This window comes from Caldicellulosiruptor morganii, from assembly GCF_026810225.1.
Taxonomy (GTDB): domain Bacteria; phylum Bacillota; class Thermoanaerobacteria; order Caldicellulosiruptorales; family Caldicellulosiruptoraceae; genus Caldicellulosiruptor; species Caldicellulosiruptor morganii.
Window position 1 is genome coordinate 265,477 of record NZ_CP113865.1, and the last position, 23,220, is coordinate 288,696.

Consider the following 23,220-nt stretch of genomic DNA (forward strand, 5'->3'; position numbering starts at 1 on the left):
AAGAAGAATAATAGTGAGCAAGAGTTTGGTTGGAGAACAGATAGAAAGATGAAATTTGGCATGAGAAAACCAAGTATAAGAAAAAGCATAGCCGCAAGGACAAGCGTCAAAATGTTTGTCAGGCGCAATTTGGATTTGAAAGCTACCGATAGGATCAAAATAGTGATTTTTCAAAACTAAAAGAATTAAAAGTGGTTCAGCAAACATTTTTTGCAGTTGATATAAGGATACTTGGATGATTCTTATATTCCTTGAATAGAAGAAGCTAAAGTCTTTTATAAATTAGCAGTATTTGACAAAGAATTTGTTATTATGAAAGTTGAAGTTTAAATCAAAGAATTATACAATAAGAGAGTGATTGTGACATTTTTACAGTTATTAACGACTATAACGGGAATAGCAAGAAATAATTATGGTGGACGCTTTATAAAACTCTTCACGAAGAGTTTCCATGCATCGCTTTTGATATTTTAATTATGACTGTAAAAAATTTGAAATTGAGAAACAAGTGGTTAACATACTTAGCCATGGAGTATTGATTGAGGGGGAAAAAATATGAATGACATTGTAAACAATTGGATTAAAAAGGCTCTTGAGGATTTAAAAGTTGCAGGGCATGAATCATCTTTCCTTTAATAGAATAAATTAGAGAGTTTCATAAGCTAACACTGTTAATCAAAAAATTTGATTATGAGAGACTAGAGTCTTGTGTCAAAGAAAATATTTGATACCTGTAAAAGCATAACAAAATATAAATAAAAGTTAATGGGAGAGATATAATGATGAGTTTTGATTTTAAACTTTTGGGTAAAAAAATTAGGCAAGCAAGAGAAAACATGTTAATAGAAAAGGAAGAAATTGCTAAGGCTTTAGGTTATTCAGTTACTGAGTATGATAAAATTGAAAATGGAGACATTAACGAAATTGACGGTGATGTAATTGTTATAATTTCACAAATATTGGGAAGAGATTTTAGATACTTTGTTTCTGAGGAATATAGTGCTGTAGAATTACAGATAAGAAAATTATTTAGACAAAATGGTACCCTAAATAAAAATGATAGAATTGCAATTCAGCAATTCGTAAGATTGTGTGAAGAAAAGAAAAACTTAGAAGAAATAATAGGAAGAAAAAAAGTGAATCCTGAAGATTATTCTCAATATTTTTCTTCGACTAAAAGTTACAAGGAACAAGGGATTATTGCTGCATATGCAGAAAGGAAGAGATTAGGTATAGAAGATGAGATATCTGATATATATAATCTTTTAAGACAGCAGAATATTCATATATTTAGGAAAAAACTAGATGATTCAAACATATCAGGTGTTTATATAAATCATCCATATGCAGGTCACTGTGTATTGATTAATTATTGTGAAGATGTTTACAGGCAAATTTTTTCGTTGGCACACGAGTATTGCCATGTATTATTTGATTCAAATGTGGGACAGGATGTTTCGTATATAAATAAAAACAACTCATTATTAGAAATAAGAGCCAATTATTTTGCAAGACATTTTTTATTGCCTGATACTGCATTAGAGAAATACAAGTTTAATTTTATGAATACTACCATTGATCAGATGATTAACATGGTTGTTTTTCTTTCCGAAAAATATAAAGTTAATCCTCAAGTAGTTATATATCGATTAGAGGAAAATAAATGTATTAGTTCAAAGACCAAGGAGACATTGTTAAGTAAGTTAAAGGTAATAAAAAGAAACATACAAAAAGTTGATCCTGAAAAAATAGAACTAAGCAAGCGAATAAAAAATAAATTTGAGGATTTGATTGAAAAAGGTATTTCATTAGAGTATCTTGAGTTAGTTAGATCTGCTTATCAGGGAAACTATATATCATTTGGCAAAGCAATGGAATCGTTAATGATTGGATTTGATGATGGCAAAACATTATTTGAATTATGGGATATTTATATGGAGGTTTGAATGATGAACGCGGTAATAGATACCAGCACGTTTATAAATATCAAGAACGCTTCATGTGAATGTATCCTTGATTATTTAAACTATAATTTATTAGCTACTATATACGTACTACAAGAAATAGATAAAGCTCATGAAGATACTAAAAAATTTTATGAAACTTTAAAGAGAAAAAATAAAATTCATCATGTAAAGTTAACAATTAATGATTTATTAGAAATGGCAAAAGTTCCACCACATAAGAAAAAAATTAGTGATGCTGAACTGTCATGTTTTGTAAAAGCAAAAAACTTAGGGACAAGAGCATTATGTGATGACAAAAAAGCGTTTAAATATGTTAGAAAATACATCCAGTTAAATGATGTTTTTGGTATAATAGATTTGATAAAAGATGCTTATTTAAAAAACTACATATGTGATGAAGATGTAAGAGAGTTCCAAAAAAGGTTAAATAATACAAAGTGCAGAGTTCCGGATAATTTATTAGAACAATTTGCAGCTGAAAAGTTAAAATGTCAAATGGAAAATAGTTAGAATAAAACTAGACAGAAAAACAGAATGGGAGGTATAGCTATGGGAGAAAAAGACATAATCTTTGAAGACAAACTGTGGAAGGCAGCTGATAAACTGAGAAAAAAGTGGAAGTTCATGAATATAAGTATGTTGTTCTTGGGTTGATTTTTCTTAGATATCTCTCTTTTGCCTTTGATGAAAAGAGAAGAGAATTAGAAAGAGATTTTGCAGATAAAGTTAGTGAATCTTATATTCCTTATGACAGTTTAAGAAAAGAAGCTTTAGAAGATAGAGATTATTATCTTTCAGATGGTGTTTTATATGTTCCTGAGGAAGCAAGGTGGGAATACTTTGTTGATAATGCAAATCAGCCAAATATAGGTGAGATTTTAGATAATGCTATTGAAATTCTGGAGAGGGAATATCCCAGACAACTGAAAGATGTTATACCAAAGATTTTTACCAGAATAAATCTTGACCATCACGATTTTGCCTATCTGATTAATCTTTTTACTAATATTGACTTTGGCAATGGACATAAGGCAAAAGATATATTTGGAAGAATATACGAATACTTTCTTGGTAAATTTGCAGAAGCAGAAGGCAAAAAGGGAGGAGAATTTTATACTCCCAGGTCTTTGACAAGACTTATTGTTGAAATTCTAGATGTGAAAGGTGGTAGAATTTTTGATCCTTGTTGTGGTAGCGGTGGATTTTTCATATCGGCAATAGAGAAGATGGAAAGAGAAGGTAGAGATAAAAATGCGTTGGCTATTTATGGACAAGAATCAAAACCAATGCCATGGCAAATTTGCAAGATGAATCTTGCCTTAAGAGGAGTAGAAGGAGATATAAAGATAGGTGATTCTTATCATGATGATAAGTTTTTTGACTTGAGAGCAGATTATGTGGTTTCTAATCCACCGTTTAATGACAGTGGCTGGGGAGCAGATAGAGTTAAGTCAGATGATCCAAGATTTAAGTATGGCATACCACCAGAAAACAATGGGAATTTTGCTTGGATACAACATTATATTTACCACCTGGCACAAAATGGAAAAGCAGGATTTGTTATGGCAAATGGAGCTTTATCAGGTGGGAATCAAGAAGGTGAGATAAGAAGGAAAATTATTGAAGATGATCTTGTGTATGGGATTGTGGCTTGTCCACCAAAGCTTTTTTATAACGTAAGCTTACCGGTCTCTTTGTGGTTTTTAATAAATGGTAAGCCGGAACACATGAAAGGGAAAGTCCTTTTTGTTTATGCTAAGAAAATGTTTAAGCCTATTTCAAGACGACAAGTGGTTTTTACCGATGAACATATAGAAAAGATTGCTCAAAAGTTCAAAATGTTTGAAAGAGGAGAAGATGAGGAAAAAATAAATGAAGTTGGTTTTGCAAAGGTTGCTACTTTGGAGGAGATAGCAAGAAATAATTATGTGTTGACTCCTGGAAGATATGTTGGAATTAAAGTTGATGAGGAAGATGAATCATTTGAAGAGAAAATGAAAACCTACTCTGAGGAACTGTCAAGGCTATTTAGGGAAGAAGAAGAGTTAACACAAAAGATTAAAGAAGTTTTTGATGCTTTAGGGTGGAGGTTATAAAATGGTTAAGTTTAGATGGGAGACAGAGTTTAAAGAAACTGAGATAGGAGAGATTCCTAATAATTGGGAAGTTGAAAATCTTGAAAGGGTAATTAAAAGTTTAGAGAGTGGAAATAGACCCAAAGGTGGTAAGTTGAACCATAATCCTAATGGAATTTTAAGCATTGGCGGTGAAAATATTTCATGGGATGGTGAATTGATTTTAGAGAATTGTCTCCGATTTGACAAAGAATTTTACGAAAAATCAAAAAAAGGAAAAATCGAAAAATTTGATATTTTACTTGTAAAAGATGGTGCAACCATTGGAAAATTAGCTTTTGTTAAAGATGTGCCTGAAGGAAAGGCTATGGTTAATGAGCATATTTTTTTGATAAAGACGGATCAGAACAAATATAATCCTAGGTTTCTCTATTATTACTTATTTTCGGAAGTTGGACAAACCTTAATTCAAAATACTATTAGTGGTAGTGCACAGGGCGGAATTAACAAAAAATTTATAAATTCAATAAAAGTTCCCAAACTTGAACTTTCTGAACAATCACGCATTGCTTCTATTTTATCATGGTTTGATGACCTTATAGAAAACAAGAAAAAACAAAATGAAATCTTAGAAAAAACTGCAATGGCTATTTTTAAAAGCTGGTTTGTTGATTTTGAACCATTTAAAGGTGAAGAGCTTGTTTTTAATGAGGAGTTGGGGAGAGAGATTCCTAAAGGGTGGGACGTTAAAGCAATAGGGAAAATAGCAGAAATCAGAAATGGTCTTTCTTATACTGGAAAGGAAAAGTTAGAAGAACCTGTAGAGGGAAGTTATATTTTTATCACACTTAACAATGCTGTTGAAGGCGGAGGATTTAAGCCTGTTTATGCTTGGATAAAAAGCAATAGAATAAAAGAGCATCACTTTATAAAAGAAGGAGATTTAATTATTCCTAATACAGAGCAGACAAAAGATGAAAGATTGCTGGGGAGTCCAGGAATTGTTTTTTTTCCGCCGGACTATGAGTTAGACAAAGGGGTTTATTCGATGGATATTGTAAGAATAATGCCGACTAAGTATTTTTATAAATATTATTTGTATCTCCATCTATATTTTACAAGGGAAGAAACAGCCACTTTCCACACTGGAACAAGCATTCTTCACTTTGATATCCGAAACTTCAAGAAAAACAAATTTATTCTAATTCCTCCCCAAGCTGTTTTAGAAAAGTTTAATAATCTCATTGAGCCACTATTTAAAAAGATAATTCTTAACCAAAAACAAATAATGACCTTAAAAAAGGTAAGGGATACCCTGTTACCTTTACTTGTATTTGGAAAATTGAGAGTGGAGGAGATATAGCCATGGAAGCCAGGCTTACGGAGGATTATCTTGTTGAACAATCGGCTATAAATTGGTTAAGGGAGATAGGTTATCTTTATATTGAAGGTTCAGCTTTAAGTCCTGAATCTGGAGAAAGAGACTCATACAGAGAAGTGGTTTTGAAAAACAGGTTTGTTCGGGCAATTAAAAAAATAAATCCATGGCTTGATGATAAGCAAGCAAACGAAGTTTATAAAAAAGTAATAGAGCTTGAACATCCAGATTTTATCATAAAAAGCAAACTTTTCTATGAAATGCTGGTTCACGGAGTTAAAATTAATATCAAAGATGGAAGAGAAGAAAAAACAAAAATTGCAAAGGTTATTGATTTTGAAAGACCAGAAAATAATGAATTTCTGGCTGCCAATCAATTTACAGTAGAGTATCAATACCAGAAAAATTTAACCAGAAGACCGGATTTGGTAATTTTTACAAATGGCCTACCTATAGCAGTGTTTGAATTCAAAAGCTTTAACGCAAATGAAACTGCAAAGGACGCTTTTTATGACCACAAAGAAAAGATGAAAGATATTCCACAACTATATATCTACGCTCAATTCGTTGTCGCAAGTGATGGTATGGAGACTAAATATGGTTCTCCTATGAGTGATTGGGAACGATTTTTTGTTTGGGAAGGGATAGACGATGATAACGATCTTGAAGTTTTAAGCAGTGAAGAAGGTATTTCCCTCTCTTTTATTCATAAAAAGACAAAAGCAAGGTATACAAGCCTTGAAGTTTTTATAAAAGGATTGATGCAAAAGGAAAGGTTATTAGAGTATATTGAAGATTTTATCTTCTATGAAAAATCTGGTGAAAGTTTTACAAAAAAAATAGCTATGTTCCATCAATTTTATGCGGTAAGAAAAGCGATTAGGAAAACAATAGAATGTGTCACAAAAGGAAACAAACCTGAAGAAAGAAGAGTAGGGGTTATTTGGCATACTCAGGGATCAGGAAAGTCGCTCACTATGTATTTTTATGCTCGTAAGGCTTTGAAATCAAAAGAACTCCAAAATCCAATTATTTTATTTGTTACAGATCGAAATGAACTTGATGATCAGCTTTATAAAATCTTTTCACATATGCCTATCGCAAAACAAGCTGAAAGTATAAATGATTTACAAGAGACAATAAAGACTATTGCAGGAGGAATTATCTTCACTACTATACAAAAGTTTGGCAGAAAAAATAATGAAGAATACCCATTTTTGACTGATAGAAAAAATGTAGTTGTAATTGCTGATGAAGCACACAGAAGCCAATATAGGGAATTGGCTATGAATTTGAGAAAAGCAATTCCAAATGCCTCGTTTATGGGATTTACTGCTACGCCTATCGAATTTGAGGATAGGGATACATACTTAGTCTTTGGAGAACCTGTAAGCATTTATTCAATGGATAAGGCAAGACGGCACAATGTAGTTGTCCCTATATATTATGAAGCAAGACTTGCAGAATTGCATTTGATGAATGAAGTAATTGATGAAGAGTTTGAGGAAATTACGGAAGATGTAATCAGAGACCCGGAGGTTAAAGAAAATATTAAAAGAAAGTTTGCCAAACTTGAAGAGATAATGCTTGCAGAGGAAAGAATAAAGAAGGTAGCAAAAGATATTGTTGATCATTTTAACAAAAGGAGAAATGAAATTGAAGGTAAAGGTCTTGTTGTTGCAATCTCAAGAAGAGTTGCTGTGAAGTTGTACAATGAAATTATAAAACAACCTAATTCACCTTCAACAGTTTTGGTTATGTCAGGCAACAAACAAAAAGATCCTGAGGAATATCATCCTCATATAAGAAATAATATTGAGCTTGAAGAGGTGGCCAATAATTTCAAGAATCCCGGCAAAGATCCCGTCTTAGCTATAGTAGTGGATATGTGGCTTACTGGTTTTGATGTTCCATGTTTACATACAATTTATTTTGATAAACCAATGAAAGGGTACTCTCTTATGCAGGCAATTGCTCGAGTAAATAGGGTTTTTAAAGATAAGCCCGGTGGGCTAATTGTAGACTACATCGGGATTGCAGACAATTTGAGAAAATCTCTTGGTATTTATGCATTTGAAAGAGTAGATGAAATACTTTCTGATATAACAATAATTATTAATCAACTCAAAGAGAAGCATGATATTGTATGTTCTATATTTCACGGTATTGATTTTAAAAATTGGAATAAACTTTCTTCAGAAGAACTTTCAAAACTTACTGTTATTTGTTATGAAAGAGTGACTAAAGACAAAGAAACTGAGAAGATGTTTATTAAAAACTTTGTAGCATTGAAAAAACTTTATGCTCTTGCAAGTCCACATCCTGAAGCGTATAAGATTAAGGATGACATAAAATTTTTTGAGATGATAAAGAAAATGATCGTTAAATATCAAACGGCAAGCATTAAGGAAGTCTCTAGGGATCTTGAATATGAAATGAGTCAGTTAATTTCAAAAAGCATTTCAGCGGAGGAACCAGTAGATATATTTACTCTGATGGAAAAAGAAAAGCCTGAAATTTCTATATTAGATGAGGACTTTCTGGTACAATTTAAAAATATGCAATATAAAAATTATGCCGCCCAGTTACTTGCTAAATTACTGAAAGATAAGATCACTTATAGGTATAAGAAAAATCCTTTTAGATATCGTGCATTTTATGAAATACTAAATAGTGTTATTGAAAGATACAATAAAAAGTTAATAACTGCTGCAGAAATAATTGACCTCTTAATTGAAATTGCTAAAGATTTTAAAAAAGCTGTTGAAAGTGGCATGGAATTAGATCTTTCGGAGGAAGAGCTTGCATTCTACGATCTTTTAAGCAAGGAAGGTAAAATCTTTGCCAACTCAAAAGAGATCAAAAGAATTGCAAAGCAGATAGTTAAAGAATTGGGTTATTATGTGAATATAGTGGACTGGAATAAAAAAGACAATATCAAAGCCAAGATAAAAAAGACAATAAAAACAATGCTTATCAGGTCTGAGCTTAATCTAAGTAATGTTTCATATAAAAAAATAGAACGTATTGTTGAGGAAGTTGTAGAACATGCAGAAAAGATTTATGGTATTGCAGCTTAATATAAATTGTTTATGTAAAACACAAGAAATTTCAAAAATTTAGATGGTCAATACAATTCTCTAATTTGATATTTATGCTTTCAAGTTTGTAAAAGCTAGGTAGAATTTAATTTGTTTTATTTTTAGGGGTGATTTGCGGTGAATCTCCAGCAAGGACAGATGAACTTATTGGACTTAGTTAAAAAGGCTTATAATGGTGAATGTATGCTACCCGATTTTCAAAGAAATTTTGTTTGGACAAGATATGACATTGAAGAGCTTATAAAATCACTTTTTCAAGGTATGTTTATAGGAACTTTTTTGATTTTAGAAACAAATCCTCAAAGTGTTCCTTTTAAGGTGATTTTTGTAGAAGGGGCAGAGAAAGTAAATCCCCAAATATGTGAACAACCCAGGATATTAATTTTAGATGGACAACAAAGACTTACATCTTTATTTTATGCTATATATAGTCCTGATATTCCTCTACGTAATTCTGAAAACCCTTATGCATTCTTTATTGATTTAGAAAAACTTGCTGAAGATAACATTGAAGGTGCAGTATTCAGCTGGTCAAAAAAATGGAGAGAGTTCAAGGAGATTGTTAATCAAAGTGGAGAATATAATCTTGAAGTTTTAAAGGCGAAAAAAATATTGCCATTGACAGTGTTTAAAGATATTCCGGAGTTCTATAGATTATGGTTTGGAGAGTATAAATTATTATTTAAAGACAATGAAGCAAATAAAATATTTGTTTATCTTGATAACATGATAAAATATAACATTTTTACTCTATCGCTTGGTATATCATACAATAGCAGACCAGATGAAATTGCTGCACTGTTTGAAAAAATCAATAGAAGTGGTGTAAAACTTTCCATTTATGATCTTCTTGTAGCAAGATTTTACAAGTTCATAAGACTTCGAGAAAAGTGGGAAGAAGTATTTGAAAATAGTGTTAATATTAAAAAACTTGCAGGAAGAATGGACAACACCACAGTCCCATATTCATTTATTCAAGCTCTTGCATTAGCGGCTGACAAAAACATCAGTTCGCGAGAGATGCTTAGGATAGATAATAACATTCTTTCAGACCAGAGTTGGGTCAAAGTGGTTGATATTGCAGAAAACAAGGTATTACCGTATTTGCTGCAGATAAATAACTTTGGAATAGTAGATTTTGAAAAGTGGTTACCATATTATCCTATTGTTACAATGATGATTGCTTTCTTCTTAAAGTTTGATCATCCTGACACAGATAAAATTGAAAAATGGTACTGGAGTGCAGTCTTTTCAGAACGATATTCAGGTTCTACCGAAACTGCTATGGCAAAAGACTTCAAAGAAGTATGTGCATGGTTTGACAATAATAATTTAATACCTGAGGTTGTAGAAAAGTTAAGAAATCAATTGGAGAGTAATGTGTATACTTTAAAAGAAGTTAGGAGAAAGGGAAGTTCAAAATATATCGGGATTTTCAATCTTTTATTTAAAAACGGAGCAAAGGATTTTTATTATCCTGAGAGCATTGCTTTTAACCAGCTTGATGACCATCATATTTTTCCAGTGAGCTTTTTGAAAGCAAAAGGTGTGGAGGTTGATGTTGACTCGGTTATGAACAGGACATTGATTTTTGAAAATACTAACAGAAGCATATCCCGTCGCAGTCCAGGTGATTATATAAGGAAGATGATTGAAATTGAAAAATCAAAAAATCTATCGGATCAAGAAGCAGAGCAAAAAGTGAAAGAGATATTAAAGGGTCATTTTATTGATGAAGAAATGTATTTATTGTTAAAAAACACTACTGATAATCTGACACCTTCGGAGATTAAAGAGAACTTTGAAAAATTTATAAATAAACGAGAAAAGTTAATTTTGAATGAGATAAAAAGGCTGATAGGATAAGCTAAAAATTTCAATAGAAGGCTGTATGTCATGAGATTTGAAAGGTATTGGGTACATATCGGATAAGTTAAATTAGAGGAGCTGCCAAAAGAGGTTTTGAATAATGAGCAAAGAAAAGATTGGCTGATGAGGGGGTGGGAGTTAGTTCTGGATAAATGAAATATTAATTCTGAGAGGTGTTTAGTTTGGGAAGGCAGATAACTGAAAGAGAAAATTTTTTAAAAAACGTGTTTGAAAAAAGAACAAGTTATAAGTTGGAAATTTGTGAGAATGATCCGCCTGATTTTATTGTCTATGAGAACGGGGAGAAAATTGCTTATATTGAAGCAACTTTGTTGGAATTGGAGAATTATAGTTTTTACAATTCAATGAGAGGTTTTAATAAAAAGTTAAAAGGATATATTCCTTCTGGTAAAATTTTAAAAATTGATTTTACGAGCTGTAAAGTTGCAGACCTTCAAGACTGTAAAGAAATAAAAAAGAGATATAAAGAAATGTTAGAAAAATTTTGCAAATTTTTCAAAAATCCTAATATAAAGCATATGAATTTAGAAGAATTGAATTTAATATTAAACGATATAGGAGATTGTTTAAACGGAATATGTAATAATTGTGTTAAAATAGAATTGAAGGAAAGTACAAATTCTAAAGGGACAGGAGAAGTTAAATTGTTGTTACCTTCTTTTATATTGAATGAGGCGAACAACAATTTAAAGGATTGGCTTGTAAAAGCAATTTGTAAAGCTTTGCATAAAAAATATGAGAAAAAATATCCATCAGATTTACCAATATGGATTTTGTTGGATATCAGTGATAACTTTTGCAGCTTCTTTTCAAATTTTGATTTTTCAAGTATAAATAAGGATGACATAGAAAGAGAGTTGTTTTGTTCAAAACAAATAGATATTAATAATGTATCTGAGAAATTCAGCAAGATTTTTTTGCATTGTAATGAAAATATTTACAAGATTAATATTAATGAAAATTTGCAGAACAAATAAAATATTAAACCTTGTACATTGAACAAATGTATGCCATAATTAAACCAAAAGTTAATTTTAAATCTGGAGCATGGTTCTGCAATGAGGGCTCAAATTACTTTTTTTCGCCAAAAAGTTGTTGCTATAGTGAAATAGGCGGGTGGGAAAAGGCAGATAATAAAGAGTTTACTTGAAAAGCTACCAAGCCATTTTTCCACATATTTTGAACTTTTCTTAAGTGGCAGAGCACTTTTGATAGAGCTTTATAATAGAGAAATTTTAAAGAATGCCATTGTTTCTGATATTAATCTTAAACTCATAAACCTTTACACTGTAATTAAATATTATCCGGATGAAGTAGTTTACTATATAAAAATTTGGATTTTAAGAATGTCGAAGATGATTACTACAAAGCAAGGGAGCTTTACAATTCTATTAAAAAAAATATAGATGCAATCGAAAATGAAAACTTACTCAAAGCAGCGTTATTGATCTATTTAAACAGACACTGTTACAATGGACTTTACAGAAGGGCCAAGTGCAAATCTGCCAATGCCTTAGCCCTTTTCCATTTTAATCTGCATTTCGTACCAGTCAACAAACTGCTTGGCTGTTCTTGCTGAGCGGCCGTTGTAGTTCATCTCCCACTGCAGGGCAAGCCTGTAAAGCTCTTCTGTAATTTCAATTCCCCTTTTCTTTGCAATTTCCTCAACAATTGCAAGGTATTCCTGCTGGGTTGGAGAGGTATATGTTACTATTATTCCGAACCTGTCAGCAAGAGAAAGTTTTTCTTCCAGGGTGTCTTTAAAGTGCACTTCATCGCTATAAAAGGTGTTTCTGTCATCAAATTTTTCTTTTACAAAATGTCTTCTGTTTGATGTTGCATATATTACAACATTCTGGGGCATTACTTCCAAAGATCCTTCCAAAATGGCTTTCAGTTTGGTGTAGTTTTCTTCTATGTCTTCAAAAGACAGATCATCTACAAAGGCTATAAACTTAAGTGGCACATCTCTTAATATTCTTATTAACTCCGGGAAGGTATAAAGCTGGTCTTTAAAAACTTCAACCATTCTTAAACCCATATGATAAAATTCATTTAAAATTGCCTTAACAGTTGAAGATTTACCACTTCCTCTGCTGCCATATAGCAGAATATTGTTGACTCTCTGACCTCTTAAAAATGCCAGAGTGTTTTCGACAACAATCTTTTTCTGCCTTTCAATGTTTACAAGATCATCAAGTCTTACTGGATCTAAATTCTCAATGCCGATAAGCTTTTCACCATCCCATGAAAAGCCTTTGTATCTTGCAAAAATCCCATAACCATTTTGTTTGTAAAATTCTATAAGATCTTCAATTAAACTGCTCCAGGGGGATACATTCAAAAACTTTTCAATGATGATTTTTATAAAATTATCATTGGCATTTTGCGGCATAGTATTTGTACCTTTGACATCCAGAAAACTTTCGGCTAAAAAATCGGGTATAGCAGAAGATTCTTTTAGATAATCTTCTATTTCTTTTGCAGAAAAATTTTAGATGAACTCAAGACAGTCCAAATCGCAGCTTGCAGCTTTTTCGATAAACTGGTCTATCATTGATTTACCGATAGCATTTGATGCTAATTTTGCAAAAGTATTTTCACCAAACAAAATCTTTTCGATAATGTATTCTTTCAGACTGCATCCTTTGCCCGCTTCTAAAAGATTATAGTAAAATGTACTGTACAGGTTTAAAACTTTTTTAAAATCCTGATTTTGGTCGTCAATGTGGCAAATAAGATTGTACAGACTTTTAAGCACCCTATCCTCAAGAAGGTTCCGGTAAACTTTTAGACTTTCGAAGCACAATCTGTAAATCTTTATTTTTTCACTCATATCTTACATTGTCTCCTTTGCTGTTTATTTTGACAAAGATGGTTTGGACGTTTGAAAAGTGAGTTACTAACAGGATATTATACTATTTTAAATTACCCTGTTTCAATTTCAAGCCAATTCTTGTTTAATAACTTCGCATAAAATTTGAACTTTTTTATAATACCGTTTTGCATATAATAAAAAATTGGCTACTTTTTGCAGTATAAAAAACAGATAGTGATTTGAAAGGAGGGCAGAGTGCTAAAAGGAAAAAAGTAAAAAGTTTTTAGAAGATTGAAAATAAAATATCAAAAGAAAGGATGTGATTTTTTGAGCCAGAACTGGTTGTTCGAAGAAGCAACAAGGCTGGCTCAGAAGTACGGATTTAGAGTGTATGAGGTTACACCCTGGGTTGTGAGAGTGAGAACTATCTGTGATGAATGGCTTATAGAATACAATGAATCTTCAACAAAACCGTTCTGTCTGCACCATTACAAACAAAAACCTCATCTTCAAAGAAAGTTCTACGATTTGCCTTTCTTATTCAAGTCCATTTGGCAGCATGACAGGTTTGTTTTAAACGGGCGCAGCACAGTTCCTGTCAGAATGTATTAAAATTCCTGCAAAAATTTAAAATAACATAGAAGAGAGGAGGTGAGTTTAATAAAATGTAGTTATTCTTTAAACAATTTGTAATTCGTATAAAATAACAGATTGTTTGATGTGGTATAATCAAGTTTGAAGGGGAGTGATGATTTGTATAACACATTTATTTTTATAACCGGGTTCGTAGGGGGCATTGCTGTTATTATTTTGTATCTAAAGTGGACTGCTACTAAGAGTTCACAAAGGACTTATATTAAGCTTGGGCCTGTTGCAAGGTCTTTTGATGAGCTAAAAGAAATGTTCATCTCTTCTAAAGAGGATGTGGAGAGCGAATTGCAAAACTACATAGAATTTTCTACAGTTGAGAGAGGGAAAAAGTTAGCCGAAAGGGTTTTTGCTCATATTACAGTGTGTCTGGGGATTCTTGCTTCACTTGAGAGATTCGGAGTGAATCCGAATAAAGTTTTGGAAGAGCTGAAAAATCAAAAAGGTTCTTGATTGATATGGTAGTAGAAAACAAGCATTTGTTACGCTTTTTATAGTATTTTTCTACAATTAACTTTTCATTCTGAATCCCAAAGTCGGGAGTTAAGTCTATGTAATTGTGTAAAGGATTGAGCCATTTCCCACCCTATGGTTAGAATAGAAATAGAAACAGAACAAAAATCTAACTGGAGGGATAGGAAATGGCTCAATACAATATTACCATAGACTCTGAAATTTTGCATTATCTTTTTGTAAAAGGAACAAAAGATGAAAAGTTAGCTAAATTATTAGAATCTGTACTTAATCAAATTTTAGCAGCTCAAGCTACTGAACAAGTTAAAGCTGAACCTTATAAAAGGACAGAAGAAAGACAGGATTATCGAAATGGTTATTATTCAAGAAGTTTAATTACCAGGGTAGGGACTCTTACTTTAAGAGTTCCAAGACTCCGTAATGGTAAATTTAGCACTGATCTTTTTGCTGGTTACCAGAGAAGTGAGCAGGCCCTTTTGTTAGCACTGATGGAGATGGTGGTAAATGGAGTATCTACCCGGAAAATCGAAGAAATCACTTATGAACTTTGTGGGACTGAATTTTCAAAATCTACAATTTCCGAGCTTTGTAAAAATCTCGATCCTATTATTACAGCGTGGAATTCAAGATCTTTAAAAGAAAAAAGCTTTCCCTTTGTTATAGTTGATGCAATAGTGATAAAAGTAAGAGAAGAGGGACGTGTTTGTCAACGCAGCGTATTAATTGCTGTAGGCATAAATGAAGATGGCTATAGAGAAGTATTAGGTCTTATGATAGGAGACAGTGAATCAGAAGAAAGCTGGGGTGAATTTTTTTCATGGCTGAAGCAAAGAGGGCTCCATGGAGTTGATTTAGTAGTTTCGGATCATCATAAGTAGCCTTGTACAAGCTATTTGTCGGCACTTCCAGGGAGCTACGTGGCAAAGGTGCCAAACACATTTTATGAGAAATATCCTTGATAAGTCTTCAAAGGCTTTACAAAGAGAATTACATGCCAAACTAAGAGCCATATTTGAAACACCAGATCCCTCAGCAGCAAGAATGCTATTAAATCAAGTATTAGATGAATATAAAGATACCGCTCCAAAAGCAATGGAGATTTTAGAAGAAGGATTTGAAGACGCAATAGCAGTTTTAGAACTTCCTGAGCCTTATCGAAGGAAACTTCGTACTACTAATATGTTAGAACGTCTAAATGAAGAAATTCGTCGTCGTGAAAGAGTTATAAGAATATTTCCAAACCGAGAGTCTGGTATTCGTTTAATAGGAGCTTTGTTAATGGAGCAGGATGAGAAATGGGCTTCAGGGAGGAAGTATTAAGAATATTGACAGAGTATTTCGAGAGGCAAAAAGGAATTATGGAAAAAGTGAAGGACAAGGTTGTTTCAATGAAATAACCTTTATTACCACCGTGAGTTTTTAATAACTGTTGGAGATCATTGGTGTCAAGGACAGTAGTATATCTTTCACGCAATGGTCGTAGGCAGTATAATGAATTGAACGGTGCTGATAAAGAAGGTCCATATTCTAACCAGAGGGATTTTACACAAAAATTTGGACTTGACCATTCTTTGTGAGAGGTTTTTATGTAAATAAAAGAGACTTTGAATCCATTTACAACTGTCATTTAAGTTTTTTCTCTTCGGATTTATGTTTGTTTTACTGGAGTGTAATTAAAGTTAAAAATGTAACTATTAGATTAATTTAAAAAATAACAAGTAATTCAGGGCAAATTTTTGTCTTTGACAAAAAACAAAATAATGCAAAATTTAGTGCAAAAAATTAAAAAAAAAACAATATTGTGAATTGAAATTTAAAACAGCAGTTATAAATTATAATTAAAGGTTTTTAAATGAAATATAATTAAAAAAGAAAGGGTGAGGAGATATGAACAGAAAATTACTAAAAAAGGAAAGACACAAAAGAATAGTGATTAGTGCTATTTTATTTTTACATTATTCTTGCTGAACCTTAATGATGTATTTGCAGAAAATATAGTTACTTATGTTGAACTTCCGGTTAAAAATGTAATGCAGGCATACTCAAAGTGGTGCTGGGCAGCAGGGAGCGAGTCGATATTGTACTATTGCAAAAACTATTTAGGTTTTGGGCGAGAGGCAACACAGTGGGATATAGTGAAATATATTTAGGGAAGCTATGTGAATAAAGGTGCATCTCTTTATGATATACAAAGAGCCCTTAGCTATTATGGTGTTGGTTCTTCACGCATGATACCAGTAAGTGGTTCTGTAATTTCATATGGGCAAATTGGACAGCAAATTGTGAATTATAGAAGTCCAATAGGATTAAAAATTACAGCAACAGTAAATCAAAATCATTTTGTTGTTTTAAATGGTATATGGCAATATTTTGACTCAAATGGATATCTACAAAATTTTATAATGGTTATGGATCCAGCTGAAGGTAAAGTAATTAGTATTGCTGATTCTGAGTTGAGGGATAACGACAATTACAAGGATTACATAGATGCGATAAGAGTATTTAGACCATAATGATTTAACAGGGGGGAATTAGAATGAAAAAGAATAAGGTATATATTGGTTTTGCAATGACCTTTTTATTGCTTTTCATTACGACATTTTCCTCTGCCAGAGCAGACTTTTCAGTCAAACACAATGATGAAACAAATGTACTTAGAAGGCAGGTTTCGGCAGAAGAGTGGCTCAAGTTATTTGTTAGTTGTTTTGTGAAAAATGGAGAAAAAGATTCACCTACGCTGCAATCGTTAAATGAAGTAACAAATATCAATGGACCGTATGACATTGAAAAATTTAAGTTGAGCAAAGAGTATGAATATTGCAGGGTATTTCATATTCCAACTGTAGTTAAGATAGCTGAAAATGGGCGTCCATATCATGTTATAAGAGATGAGGTAAAAGAGAAAGTTAAAAATTTGAGATTTAACTCCTGGAAAGATGTTTTTAACACTGAATTTGTAGACAATGGCTGGGCAAGAATTATATATTACGATAATATACCTGTTGGATACCTTCTTATCGAATGGAATGATGAAACGAATAATTATGTAGTGAATGATGGAGTGTTTGGTAATGATTCGCTGGGCAGGGCAGTAAATAATTTGGAAAAATATCTGGCACAGCAGGGCATTGAGAGTGATGTAAAAATTGTCAATATTGAAGAGATGAATTTGTACGCTGTATCAGGTGATGGAAATTGGTGGTGTGCCGGTGTAAAAGGTTACGAAAATTATATATGGGATTTTGGTATAATAAAAGATACATTGAATAAAAAACCAGCTCAAATTTTAAACGCGATAGAAGAAAGAAGTAGATTGATTAGAGAAGCACCTGAAAAGATGATGATTGGAGGAGGGGAAGACCCTTCAAACACATTATACTTTGCTGCTGCCAGAAGAGAAAGAGCGCAGAATACTATGATTGCAATATTTTTACTTCTGCTAACCGCTATTATTGTCATATGCTCAAAGTGGAAATTTTCCTATAAATATTTGTTTGGAAGACATCCCGGGAATAACAGAATATGAAATTATATTTGGAGTACGGCCAAAAACTCAGAGGAGGAGACTTATCAAGAATTTTGTGTATCCAATTCATAGCGTAAATTGAAAAGTTGTAAGATTTCGTAAGTATGGTGTTTAATAAGAGGTGCCCCATTTTTCCATTTACCTCGCTTAAAGTTCTCTCTTTGAAAGCAAATTTTTCAAGAATTTCTGTTGATTAAAAATATCCGCCCAATTTTATTCTTTTTTTTAATTATGCTATTTATGCCATCAAACTGCACAAGTAGCGTAAATATGCTTTCTAATTTCCTCAGGATATTTTATATGAGCAAAGTAATATTCAGCTTTATCTAAAAGTCCTTTTAAAAAGCGAGGATATTTTAGGTGTGTATTCATTGCAAAGTTGGTTAAAAGCAGAAACAGCTTTATCAATATCAGAAGAAGATAATCTTATTTTTTCTAATTCTTTATTGAATTTTGAGCTATCTTCTTTTGTCATATGTTGTTTTACGTTACGTTGTAGGTGGACAAAAGCAAATTCAAGGTCGGTATAAGGATAAGCGATTTTAACTGCATCTATGATACCAGGGAAGTCATCGCTTACAATTATTAAAACTTTTTTTAGTCCCCTTGAGATTAAATCTTCGAAAACTTTCATTCCTGTCAGCTTTGTTTTCTTTGCCAAAGAAGGTGTAAATCCCAAAGATATCTTTTTTACCTTCTAAATCGATGAAAAGAAACAACATAGGAGGTAGCCTGTTTAACTTTTAAGCTCACCCTGATTTCACAATGGTAGCCATCAATTGAAAAAAGCAAATGCATTTTCAGGTAGTTCTCTTTGTTTGAAAAGCTGAAGCTTACTTTTAAGGTCATTTTTAATTTTAATTATTTCCTCTTTTGAGTAAGGTAAGTTAAGACTTTTAAGGGGTTGAATTAGCAAACTTTCAGAGAAAGCCTATTTACAACCAAAGACAAAAGTAGATTGGTGTAAGATAAATCAACCCTCTTATATGGCTCAGGCAAGACAGATGGACGAAAATTACTGGTTCTTGTTCGTGGTACTGAGAGTTCGAGGTTACCTACTGGGGTTGAAAGCATGCGATCATAAAAGCCGCTAATTTTTATCATTCTGGTTTTTATCAAGGTAGATTTTTCGTTCTGATAACCAAATAGCAGTTTAACAAATGTTCTAAAAGCTTTTTAAGAGCTGGGCAATTAGGGTCATCTTGAGAGCAATACGTATTTAATACTTGCTTGGGTTGCCATGTTTTTAGCTGTTTCAAAAATGATATCTTTTTCCATTGTAATCGACCCCCTTTAATTTTTATTATACAGTAGACACAATTTTATTTTAACTCCCTTTGTTTTTTGGCATTTTTGTTAGAAAAGACATTGGAATTTAAATTAAGGGAAAAGGGAAAAGATATGAGTAGTGAGAAAATAAAGGAAGCAATAAATTCGATGAATTTTATGCAAATAGATGTAGAAGGGAAGAAGATTTTACTGAAGGCGAAGATAGAGCAAGAAGCGAAGGAAATATTGCAGGTTATGAAGATAGATATGCCAAAGAATTTGATGATGATAGAGGAAGCAATAGAAAAATATGGGGTAAAGAAATAGTGTAGTGACAAATTTCCCACTCTTTTATTTCCAATTCCAGTACTCTCAAGCTTTTTAAATTTCCAACTGACAAAGTCAAGAAGTATATGCTTGCTGAGTCTGGGTTTAAGTTCAAACAGATGGAATGGGATGAAATGTTCAAAAGTATTGATGATTACTTATTATTTCTGACACAGAAAAGGAGTGATTGAAACAGCGCTCCTTCTTTTTGTTGTAAGTTGTACCAGTATATAATGTTAGAAAAATTGCACTGGAAAATGTATACCCTTCGGTGGTAGATACATGAGAATTCCGAAAAATATTAATGGCGGAGAGAGAGGGATTTGAACCCTCGGTACCCCTTTTGGGGGTACACACGATTTCCAGTCGTGCGCCTTCGACCACTCGGCCATCTCTCCGCCTCTATTATTTTCACTCTATTAATTATAAACCAAACTTTAAGTTTTGGCAATGGTAATCGCCAGATTGCACTTGCCCTGTTTCAACAAATCTCTTTGGTGAGAATTAATAAGAAAAATAATCAAAATTGCGGATATAACATTGCATTTGCTGATATTTTCAAAGAAATTTCCCAAATCGCCTTCTTGACATATTTTAAAAAACAATCTATAATATTGACCCCCTCTATTTACAAAAAAAAAGAATAGTGATATAATAAATAATGTTTTAAAATGTAGTAAAATGGTGAAAAATAGCAATGTAGCTTCAAAATTTAATAATTTTTAAGAGGGGCAGTGATGTTAAGGTGGTCGATAGGGTGCACCTTCAGCAAATCAAAAAGGACATTGAAGCCCTCAAAGGCGAAAAAGTTCTTGTCCGTGCTAACAAAGGACGCAAAAAGATGATTGAAGTAGAAGGTATTTTAGAAAACACCTATTCAAACATATTTGTGGTCAGGTTTCCTGTTGACAGAGAATGCAAACAATTCAGGTGTGTGACCTATACTTACTCAGATCTTATAACTAATACAGTTGAAATAATACTTTGTAAAACAAACACAAAGGTAAATATTATGTAAAAACAGGTTTTTATCAAAGTTGCACAGAAAGATCTCATTCTTTGTAAGATGAAGATAAAATCAATTTTCCCTGTACGTTTTAATTATAACCAAAAAAACTGATTTGTCAACTGCTGAAATTAGAGTCTATTCTTATGCTGTGAGAATAGGCTCTTTTTTATTTTTATATTTTATATAAAAGGCTGCCTCAAAAAAGTGCTTTATATTTACCTTTCTGAGGCAGCTTCTTTTTTTGCTTTAAGACTTTACAGGGGATTTTTGGAGTATGAGATCTATACATCTGTTTACATCACCTGCACCGATTGTTGCGATAATATCTCCTTTCTGGGCTATTTCTAAAACAAACTCGGCTATCTTTTCAAACTGGCTTATATACTCACATTCAACCCCTGCTTCTTTCAATTTTTCATATAGATCTTTTGAGCAAATACCGTATACATTCTTTTCCCTTGCGGCATATACATCTGTTACAATAACCCTGTCAGCCATTGCCAGGCTATTAACAAATTCTGGCAAAAGACTTTTAAGTCTGCTGAAGGTATGCGGCTGGAATATTACAATAACCTGTCCTTCTGTTAATTTTTTCAGAGTGCTGATTGTTGCCTGAATCTCTGTCGGGTGATGTGCATAGTCATCGTAAAGAAGAATACCATCAAGGTTACCCATTTTCTCAAGTCTTCGTGATGCACCACAGAATTCAGAGATAGCTTCTTTTATGATTTCTGGATCAATCCCTAAAAGATAACAAACTGCAAAAGCAGCAAGGCTATTGTAAACATTGTGAAAACCTGGAATGTTAAGTTTAATATGTGAAAGTATTTTTGAATCCGCAGAGAGAATGTCAAATTCATAGTAGCCATTGCAGGAAGTTATATTGTCAGCCCAGAAATCTGTGGCTGTTTTGGTGGAAAAGTATATCACTTTTTGATTTAAATCTTTCAGGCTCAAAACTACATTATCATCGTCAAGATTTGCAACCACAAAACCATCTGGTGGAATTTTTTCTGCAAACCTCCTGAATGACTCTATGATTGAGTTGACATCTTTAAAATAGTCCAGATGGTCGTTGTCGATATTTAAAATTACGCCGATGGTTGGATTGAACATTAAAAAGCTGTCGACATATTCGCATGCCTCAGCAACCATATACTGGTTTGAACCAATACAGAAGTTTCCGCCAAGCTGCTTCACAAATGCTCCAACCAGGATTGTGGGGTTTAAAAGCGCTTTTTTAAGGATGTATCCTATCATTGATGTGGTTGTAGTTTTTCCATGTGTGCCGGCAACTGCAATGACGTTTTTATAATCTTTCATAAGCATTCCCAGAAACTCGGCTCTTTCATAAACTTTAAGCCCCATGCGCCTTGCTTTTACAAGTTCTGGATTGTCTTTTGCCACAGCCGCTGTATATATTACTGTTTCATCACCCTGTATGTGATTTTCATCATGACCTATATGAACATTAATACCATTTTCTCTCAACATCCTTGTGGTTTTGCTCTCTTGCATATCAGAACCTTCGACAATATGCCCCTGATTTTTAAGAATGAGCGCTATTGCACTCATAGATATTCCACCAATGCCGATCAAAAAGAACTTATCCATTCTTCGAAACTTACCTCCAAAAACAAAGATTTTACTGTCTTGAAATTCCCCTGCTATTTTATATTATACTTCTTTTTTGTTGCAATTGTTAAAATATTTTTAAATTTTCGAACGTTCGTATGATTTTTCTTTATATCATTCGATAATTATGATATAATTATTTTCAACATTTGGGCTTTTAATAGTGGAGGGGTGCAATTTACTATGGAAAAAGCGGGGAAAGCCGAAAGGCTTGTATATATTACAAATATATTAACACAAAATCCAATGAAAGTTTTTAGCTTGAGCTTTTTTTGTGAAAAGCTGAATTGTGCAAAATCAACTTTAAGTGAGGATATTGATCTTATTTCAAAGGTGTTTACTACAGCCGGTCAGGGCAGGCTTGAGACTATAAGCGGTGCTGCGGGCGGCGTTTATTACATTCCAGTCATGAAAAAAGAGGATGAAATAGAATTTTTACATTTTTTAAAAAATGAGCTTCAAAACCCCGAGAGGATTGTATCCGGCGGTTTTGTTTATATCAATGACATTGTATTTTCTCCTGAGATAATAAAAAAAGCAGCCAGGATTTTTTTGAGGCTTTTTTTAGAAAAGGAAATAGACTATATTGCAACTGTTGAAGCAAAAGGAATTGCCCTTGCGTCCTATGTTGCACAGTATTTCAATAAGCCTCTGGTTGTTGCACGAAGCGGAAGCAAATTCACAGAAGGCTCCACAGTAAATATTTCTTACATCTCCGGGACAACCGGCAAGATTGAAACAATGACAATGGCTAAAAAGGCTATAAAAAGGGGTTCAAAGGTTTTGTTTATAGATGATTTTATGCGCGGTGGAGGGACTGTCCGTGGTATGAAGGACCTGCTCGGTGAGTTTGACTCTTCACTTGTGGGAGTAGGTGTTTTGATTGCAACAAAGGATAAAAAGGGCATTGATATAGACTACAAAAGTCTTTTGATTCTGGAAAAGCTTGATGCGGAAAATAGGGAAATAGAGTTTTCTATAAATATGGATGCGATTTTATAAAGTTTATATAAAATGCAACAAATTTGAAGAAAAATTTGTCTAAAATATTAAAGGGAAAGATTGAGAAGTGTAGAATTATATTAAGTAAATACAGAAAAATT

At 32.7% G+C, this 23,220-nt stretch carries 17 protein-coding genes, 1 tRNA gene and 4 pseudogenes; 18 read left to right on the top strand and 4 right to left on the bottom strand.

What is annotated here, in order from left to right; genetic code table 11:
• Positions 1 to 779: 779 nt before the first annotated feature.
• From OTK00_RS01260 to OTK00_RS01295, 8 genes and pseudogenes are all read left to right on the top strand, one after another.
• Positions 780 to 1,946, top strand: a complete 1,167-nt coding sequence (locus OTK00_RS01260) for an XRE family transcriptional regulator (RefSeq protein WP_082054573.1) — start codon at positions 780 to 782, stop codon at positions 1,944 to 1,946.
• Positions 1,947 to 1,949: 3 nt separating this feature from the next.
• Positions 1,950 to 2,477, top strand: coding sequence for a hypothetical protein (locus OTK00_RS01265; RefSeq protein ID WP_157840989.1), 528 nt, complete (start codon positions 1,950 to 1,952; stop codon positions 2,475 to 2,477).
• Positions 2,478 to 2,617: 140 nt separating this feature from the next.
• Positions 2,618 to 4,063 (top strand): N-6 DNA methylase, encoded by a 1,446-nt coding sequence (locus tag OTK00_RS01270; RefSeq protein ID WP_198525713.1) that lies wholly within the window; start codon positions 2,618 to 2,620, stop codon positions 4,061 to 4,063.
• 1 nt (position 4,064) lies between these two features.
• A complete protein-coding gene (locus OTK00_RS01275; RefSeq protein WP_045168411.1) occupies positions 4,065 to 5,405 on the top strand; it encodes a restriction endonuclease subunit S in 1,341 nt (446 codons plus the stop codon).
• Between the two features lie 2 nt (positions 5,406 to 5,407).
• On the top strand, positions 5,408 to 8,500 hold the full coding sequence (locus OTK00_RS01280; RefSeq protein ID WP_045168410.1) for a type I restriction endonuclease subunit R: 3,093 nt from the start codon (positions 5,408 to 5,410) through the stop codon (positions 8,498 to 8,500).
• A gap of 138 nt (positions 8,501 to 8,638) precedes the next feature.
• Positions 8,639 to 10,387, top strand: coding sequence for a DUF262 domain-containing protein (locus OTK00_RS01285; RefSeq protein ID WP_045168409.1), 1,749 nt, complete (start codon positions 8,639 to 8,641; stop codon positions 10,385 to 10,387).
• 185 nt (positions 10,388 to 10,572) lie between these two features.
• Positions 10,573 to 11,388 (top strand): hypothetical protein, encoded by an 816-nt coding sequence (locus OTK00_RS01290; RefSeq protein WP_045168408.1) that lies wholly within the window; start codon positions 10,573 to 10,575, stop codon positions 11,386 to 11,388.
• Positions 11,389 to 11,535: 147 nt separating this feature from the next.
• Positions 11,536 to 11,990 (top strand): annotated as a pseudogene (locus tag OTK00_RS01295) (DNA adenine methylase); the annotation flags it as partial.
• On the opposite strand, the pseudogene OTK00_RS01300 reads toward OTK00_RS01295, so the two are convergent.
• Positions 11,925 to 13,247: pseudogene (locus OTK00_RS01300) on the bottom strand (ATP-binding protein). The pseudogenes OTK00_RS01295 and OTK00_RS01300 overlap by 66 nt on opposite strands.
• A gap of 309 nt (positions 13,248 to 13,556) precedes the next feature.
• On the opposite strand from OTK00_RS01300, the gene OTK00_RS01305 reads away from it, so the two are divergent.
• The 7 genes and pseudogenes from OTK00_RS01305 (at position 13,557) to OTK00_RS01335 (ending at position 17,877) form a co-directional block, all read left to right on the top strand.
• Positions 13,557 to 13,841 carry a hypothetical protein gene (locus OTK00_RS01305; RefSeq protein WP_045168407.1) on the top strand — a complete coding sequence of 95 codons (285 nt, stop codon included), beginning with the start codon at positions 13,557 to 13,559 and terminating at the stop codon, positions 13,839 to 13,841.
• 141 nt (positions 13,842 to 13,982) lie between these two features.
• Positions 13,983 to 14,330, top strand: coding sequence for a hypothetical protein (locus OTK00_RS01310; protein ID WP_045168406.1), 348 nt, complete (start codon positions 13,983 to 13,985; stop codon positions 14,328 to 14,330).
• 188 nt (positions 14,331 to 14,518) lie between these two features.
• Positions 14,519 to 15,748, top strand: a pseudogene (locus OTK00_RS01315) (IS256 family transposase).
• A 45-nt stretch (positions 15,749 to 15,793) separates the two neighbouring features.
• Complete coding sequence (locus OTK00_RS01320) at positions 15,794 to 15,928, top strand: hypothetical protein (protein WP_268760808.1); 135 nt, start codon at positions 15,794 to 15,796, stop codon at positions 15,926 to 15,928.
• Positions 15,929 to 16,312: 384 nt separating this feature from the next.
• The gene (locus tag OTK00_RS01325) at positions 16,313 to 16,501 is read left to right on the top strand and encodes a hypothetical protein (protein ID WP_268760809.1); all 189 of its coding nucleotides are present in this window, start codon (positions 16,313 to 16,315) and stop codon (positions 16,499 to 16,501) included.
• Between the two features lie 78 nt (positions 16,502 to 16,579).
• Positions 16,580 to 16,864 carry a hypothetical protein gene (locus tag OTK00_RS01330; protein ID WP_268760810.1) on the top strand — a complete coding sequence of 95 codons (285 nt, stop codon included), beginning with the start codon at positions 16,580 to 16,582 and terminating at the stop codon, positions 16,862 to 16,864.
• Between the two features lie 23 nt (positions 16,865 to 16,887).
• Entirely contained in the window at positions 16,888 to 17,877 is a 990-nt protein-coding gene (locus tag OTK00_RS01335; RefSeq protein ID WP_045168405.1) for a hypothetical protein, read from the top strand.
• 44 nt (positions 17,878 to 17,921) lie between these two features.
• Here the strand turns inward: OTK00_RS01335 and OTK00_RS01340 are convergent.
• Positions 17,922 to 19,155, bottom strand: a pseudogene (locus OTK00_RS01340) (IS256 family transposase).
• A 123-nt stretch (positions 19,156 to 19,278) separates the two neighbouring features.
• On the opposite strand from OTK00_RS01340, the gene OTK00_RS01345 reads away from it, so the two are divergent.
• A complete protein-coding gene (locus tag OTK00_RS01345; RefSeq protein WP_045168404.1) occupies positions 19,279 to 19,473 on the top strand; it encodes a hypothetical protein in 195 nt (64 codons plus the stop codon).
• Between the two features lie 305 nt (positions 19,474 to 19,778).
• Here the strand turns inward: OTK00_RS01345 and OTK00_RS01350 are convergent.
• Positions 19,779 to 19,871, bottom strand: a tRNA-Ser gene (locus OTK00_RS01350).
• 347 nt (positions 19,872 to 20,218) lie between these two features.
• Between OTK00_RS01350 and OTK00_RS01355 the strand changes: the two genes are divergently transcribed.
• Positions 20,219 to 20,491: a Veg family protein gene (locus OTK00_RS01355; RefSeq protein ID WP_045168402.1), complete on the top strand. Its 273-nt coding sequence runs from the start codon at positions 20,219 to 20,221 to the stop codon at positions 20,489 to 20,491.
• Positions 20,492 to 20,728: 237 nt separating this feature from the next.
• Here the strand turns inward: OTK00_RS01355 and murC are convergent, their stop codons facing one another.
• Positions 20,729 to 22,096 (bottom strand): UDP-N-acetylmuramate--L-alanine ligase, encoded by a 1,368-nt coding sequence (murC, locus tag OTK00_RS01360; RefSeq protein WP_045168401.1) that lies wholly within the window; start codon positions 22,094 to 22,096, stop codon positions 20,729 to 20,731.
• Positions 22,097 to 22,300: 204 nt separating this feature from the next.
• On the opposite strand from murC, the gene purR reads away from it, so the two are divergent.
• Positions 22,301 to 23,119: a pur operon repressor gene (purR, locus tag OTK00_RS01365; protein ID WP_045168400.1), complete on the top strand. Its 819-nt coding sequence runs from the start codon at positions 22,301 to 22,303 to the stop codon at positions 23,117 to 23,119.
• Positions 23,120 to 23,220 lie beyond the last annotated feature (101 nt).